This window comes from Piscirickettsia salmonis LF-89 = ATCC VR-1361, from assembly GCF_000297215.2.
Lineage (GTDB): Bacteria > Pseudomonadota > Gammaproteobacteria > Piscirickettsiales > Piscirickettsiaceae > Piscirickettsia > Piscirickettsia salmonis.
This window is the reverse complement of record NZ_AMFF02000127.1, coordinates 1-4203: the sequence shown is the minus strand read 5'-3', so window position 1 is coordinate 4203 and position 4203 is coordinate 1. Positions and strand designations below refer to the sequence as shown.

Sequence of the window (4203 nt, the reverse complement as noted above, 5' to 3'; positions counted from 1 at the left end):
TCCATGGCTCGCAGCGACTGTTTTCTACGATATTTCGTGCTTGACTATTTTCTCTTCCAACTAGTCCCTGCCGCATTATCTTCAAGAATAATGCCTTGCTCGAGCAATTCATCACGCACCCGATCCGCCTCAAGCCAGTTACGCTCATCACGTGCCTGATTGCGTTGTACAATCAACGCTTCAATCTCTGTGGTATCAAACTCACTACCATATTGCCCACCCTGTAAAAAAGCTTCAGGCTGACTCTGCGCAATGCCTAAAACACCGGCCAGCTGTTTTAATAAACCAGCATAAGGCGCAGCTTTCTCCAGTGACTCTTCTCGCAAACGATTAATTTCACGTACTAACTCAAATAAAACAGCTAAGGCTTCAGGCACATTAAAATCATCATCCATAGCCTGATAGAAACGTGCTTCAAAACTAGTGCCAGCCAATGCAGGATTATTCTCTGGTATGCCCTTTAATGCTGTATATATCCGCGTTAATGCACTGCGTGCACCCATCACCGTTTCTTTAGAATAATTCAAGACACTACGATAATGTGATGAAATTAAGAAATAACGCAAGGTTTCGGCATCAATTTCCTTGAGCACATCACGAATCGTAAAAAAATTGCCCAATGACTTCGACATTTTTTCTTTATTGATCTGTAACATGCCCGTATGTAGCCAATAATTGGCATATGGCTGATTATTAGCCACTTCAGATTGCGCAATTTCATTTTCATGATGTGGAAAGCTTAAATCTCCGCCGCCACCATGAATGTCAAAGTTCAGACCTAAAGCTTCACGCGACATCGCCGAACACTCAATATGCCAGCCTGGACGTCCCCGCCCCCAGGGAGACTCCCAAAACGGCTCATCCGGTTTTGCTGCTTTCCACAGGACAAAATCCAGCGGATTTTCTTTGATCTCACCCATCTCAACCCGAGCACCACAGCGTAAGTCCTCAATTGACTGATTCGATAATTTGCCATATTCCGCAAATTTTTCTACGCGATAATAAACATCACCATTATCCGCCACATAAGCCATATCTTTATTAATCAGTTCACTAATTAGCACCTGCATCTGTGTAATCGTTTGGGTAGCCCGTGGCTCTTGATCCGGCGCCAACATGCCCAAGCAAGCAAAATCCTCCTGCATTGCCGTAACAAAACGATCCGCTAAGGCAATCGCGTTCTCACCATTCTCATTAGCGCGCTTAATAATCTTATCGTCCACATCGGTAATATTACGCACATAAGTAAGCTTATAACCTTTCGCGCGCAAATAACGAGTAATCACATCAAAAGCCAAAAAGGTCCGAGCATGGCCAACATGACAATAATCATAAACCGTCATACCACACACATACATGCCAACTTTGCCTGCAACAATTGTCTTAAATTCTTCTTTTTTTCGCGTTAAACTGTTATAGACCTGCAACATAATACCTCAAGCTCCCTCAATAAAATTAACCGCATTAATCAAGCGATGAATTAACTGCTCTTTACCCAATAAATTCACCACCGGGCCCAGCTCTGGACCATGCAACTGACCGGTTAACGCAATGCGCAAGGGCTGAAATAACTGTTTACCTTTTACACCCGTTTGCTCTTTAATTGCCGCCGTTAAGCTTTTCCAAGTGCCATCACTATTTTCTGCACAAGAAACTGCAATATTAAAAAATTCCAGGCCCGCACCTTTGAATACTTCTAATATATTTGCTTCCAGTGTATTAAGCATTATTCCAGAAAAAATCATTTTCGCCAGTGTCAGCGCATCGTTTGGAAAGACAATATTTGGACGCACAGTATCAATAAAAAGAGACTTTACAGCCTCTGGTACCTGGCTGTGGACTTGGTCTCCCATCCACTGCCATAACACATCAGCATCACTGTGCAATACGGCTTCCTTTTGCCAATATTTTAATTGCTCTTCATCATAGCGCGCAGCGGATTTAGACAGTGATTCTATGTTAAAGTGCTCGGCAAGCTCATCAATATCAACAAAACCTAAATCACCAAAATAATGACCAAGACGTGCCATATAATTGACCACCGCCGCCGGCAAATAACCAGCTTCGCGCAAATCACGAATGCTAAAACTCCCTTCACGCTTCGAGAGTTTATTACCCTCTTTGCTAGTAATCATTGAAATATGGCCATAGCTTAACTCTGGTAAACCTAGGGCTTTTAAAATCATTAATTGACGTGGTGAGTTGGTGAGGTGGTCTTCCCCACGCAGAACGTGAGTGACTTTCATTAAAGAGTCATCAATGGCATTACAAAACATAAACGACGGTGTGCCATTGGAGCGACGAATAATAAAATCACCAATATCATCACTATTAAAACGCTGTAGCCCTTTTACTGCATCAATAAAGTCAATCGTTTCACCCCGTGGCAGACTAAAGCGTAAAGAAGCCTGCTGACCTTCTGCCAATTTTTCTGCAACTTCCTCAGCGGTTAAACTACGACAGGTGCCTGGGTAACGTGGTGGCTGACCTGCAGCACGCTGTGCTTTTCTGACCATTTCCAGTTTTTTTTCAGAGCAAAAGCAGGGATAGGCTAATTTTTTATCAATTAATTGCTGATAATAACGATCATAAATCTCCTGGCGCTCTGATTGAAAATATGGTCCATAGTCACCATTCACGCCAGGCCCCTCTTCCCACTGCATACCTAGCCATTGTAAGTCTTCCTGTACTGCATCCACATAGTGCAACTCAGAACGTTCTTCATCGGTATCTTCTATGCGTAAAACAAAACAACCCTCACGATCACTGTGGGCTAATAACGCGCTAAATAACGCTGTACGAACATTGCCTAAATGCATCAAACCGGTTGGGCTAGGAGCAAAGCGTGTTTTCATGTCGATACCACTATCACCTTGTATTCTTAAATTATTCTTCAAATTCTTTTTACTAAAATCAAAATCAACGATCGCTATCGCCAAACAGCCATTATAACGTAAAATAACCAAATAGTTCATAGCGAGTTAACAACCATCATATTACAGGCAAGCTTAAACCCGATGACAACACCAGATTATCAAGCACTTTTTATTTCTGATTTACATCTAAGTCCCGAGCAGCCCAAATTAATCACACTGTTCTTAGACTATTTATCAAAGACAGCAATACATAGCCAAACCCTTTATATTTTGGGTGATTTTTTTGAATTTTGGATCGGGGATGATGACCCTGAGCCGCTTTACCAAGAGATTCAACAAGCACTACAACAAGCCAGCCAAACAACAACTATCTATTTTATGCCGGGTAATCGTGACTTTTTATTAGGCTCAACATGGTGCCAAAGCGCAGGCATGACCTTGCTTGCCGATCCAAGCGTAATCACGATCAATGATCAGGCTATTTTGCTAAGCCATGGTGATCTATATTGTACAGAAGATACCAGCTATCAGCGTTATCGCTATTGGGTGAGAAAACTCTGGCTACAACGTTGCTTTTTATCTCTGCCACTGACTTGGCGCTTAAAAATCGCCAGTAATATTCACCAGGCAGGCCGTCAAAAACAAGCAACTTATGCAAAGCCGATTGATATCCATGCAGAAACAATTAAACACTATAGCCAAAAATACCAAAGCAATCGACTGATTCATGGACACACGCACCGCCTCGGCTGGCATAATCATAGCTACTGTCAGCGTTGGGTTCTTGGCGATTGGCGTGATAAGGCTACTGATTTATGTGTATTTCCTAGTGGGAAATGGCAATTACGTGACCATCAACCCACATAAGGTCAGCTACAATTAGAGTCATATCTTAGCCAATCCTATCCAACCCATAACACCAGACAAAGCTAACCTAACGTGAGTTCGATATAAGGTCCTATTGAAAAAGCAGCCCGTTTGCAATTAATATTTAGGTTCTCAAAGTCTAAATCCATTGCAAGGAGCTACTTATGGATACCAGCTTAATCGGTTTGTTTTGTATTGTCGATGACTTTTGTCAGGTTTTCTTGCCTCACTGGAAAGCCTCATTACTTGAGCACCAAGATAAGCAGCGCAATAAACCAAGCCGCATGTCAACGAGCGAAATAATGACCATCATGATTTATTTTCATCCGCTGCGAGCCATGGAGTGCTAAGCACGGGGTGAGTAGGCCGAGGTAGGTTCGGGTTTTTAGCAGAGCGGAGTTGCGAAAGGCCGTTAGGTCGCGTAACAAGCGTAACGAGTGTCTAAAAATACTATACGAAC

At 42.6% G+C, this 4203-nt stretch carries 3 protein-coding genes and 1 pseudogene; 2 read left to right on the top strand and 2 right to left on the bottom strand.

Going from position 1 to position 4203, the window contains the following annotated elements; all coding sequences use genetic code 11:
* Positions 1-44 precede the first annotated feature (44 nt).
* Together cysS and gltX are read right to left on the bottom strand one after the other, a co-directional pair.
* Positions 45-1430: a cysteine--tRNA ligase gene (gene cysS, locus C200_RS11780; protein WP_016211804.1), complete on the bottom strand. Its 1386-nt coding sequence runs from the start codon at positions 1428-1430 to the stop codon at positions 45-47.
* 6 nt (positions 1431-1436) lie between these two features.
* Positions 1437-2975: a glutamate--tRNA ligase gene (gene gltX, locus C200_RS11775; RefSeq protein ID WP_016211805.1), complete on the bottom strand. Its 1539-nt coding sequence runs from the start codon at positions 2973-2975 to the stop codon at positions 1437-1439.
* 42 nt (positions 2976-3017) lie between these two features.
* Between gltX and C200_RS11770 the strand changes: the two genes are divergently transcribed.
* Positions 3018-3743, top strand: a complete 726-nt coding sequence (locus C200_RS11770; RefSeq protein WP_016211806.1) for a UDP-2,3-diacylglucosamine diphosphatase — start codon at positions 3018-3020, stop codon at positions 3741-3743.
* Positions 3744-3907: 164 nt separating this feature from the next.
* Positions 3908-4069, top strand: a pseudogene (locus C200_RS11765) (IS982 family transposase); the annotation flags it as partial.
* Positions 4070-4203 lie beyond the last annotated feature (134 nt).

What these genes read in the sequence shown, in the direction of transcription:
- cysS (WP_016211804.1), bottom strand. Translation starts at nt 1,430, where the DNA reads ATGTTGCAGGTCTATAACAGTTTAACGCGAAAAAAAGAAGAATTTAAG.
- gltX (WP_016211805.1), bottom strand. Translation starts at nt 2,975, where the DNA reads ATGAACTATTTGGTTATTTTACGTTATAATGGCTGTTTGGCGATAGCG.
- C200_RS11770 (WP_016211806.1), top strand. Translation starts at nt 3,018, where the DNA reads ATGACAACACCAGATTATCAAGCACTTTTTATTTCTGATTTACATCTA.